Origin of the sequence: Campylobacter sp. RM12642, assembly GCF_020137635.1 — a bacterium.
GTDB lineage: Bacteria > Campylobacterota > Campylobacteria > Campylobacterales > Campylobacteraceae > Campylobacter_E.
The window spans coordinates 1-731 of sequence record NZ_JACGAT010000075.1; the positions used below are offsets into that span (position 1 = coordinate 1).

The 731-nt window shown below is 38.3% G+C and carries 1 protein-coding gene; it reads right to left on the reverse strand.

Annotated features, from left to right (window positions below; genetic code table 11):
* The coding region (locus AVBRAN12642_RS09735) for a hypothetical protein (protein WP_336608317.1) at positions 1-731 on the reverse strand (731 nt) is incomplete at both ends.

The window sequence follows — 731 nt, forward strand, 5'->3', positions numbered from 1 at the left end:
TTGTCGTTAGTTAAGCCTATCATTTCTTTAAGACCTGCTCTATCGCCTTCGTTTAATCCTTCTTTAAGACCTTCAAGGAATTTCATAGCTGCATAAGCAACAATTCCATTCTCACCTTCGTTATCACCCATAGTTTTACCTTCAGCTGCATCAACTACTTTTTGAAGTTTTGCTAAGGCATCATCTATTTTAGCATTAGCATCTGCTAAACTAGCATGTTTAGAAGTGGCTTGACCTGCTACTGCTTGAACTGCTTCATTAGCATTTTTTACTAAATCTTTATATGCATCACCACCTGCTGCAGTAGTAGTACCTGTTGTATTGGTACCATTATTACCTGCAACCATTGCCAAATGAAATGCACCAATAATTTCTGCATGGGTTCCACTTAAATCTATTTCAGTTCCATTTTTAACTGCATTTTGTATAGCATCAGTTTTTGCTTTAGCTGCACCATCAGCTGCGTGTCTTGCTGCTTGCTCATAATAAGCATCTTTAACGCTTGCAAATGTATTTTTGCTATTAATAATAGAGTCTACAGCATTATTTTGTCCATTAGTGTCGGCATCAGCACCACCGCCTGCCCAAGTTTCTGCTTTACTTAAATCAGCAGCTACTTCACCATTATCACCTTTATCTGCAGCTGTTTTATTTGTATATAGCACATGCTTATCTGCTGCTGTTTTAGCTTCTGCACTTTTCCAAGCCGCTCCAGTAGCAGGATTTAAACT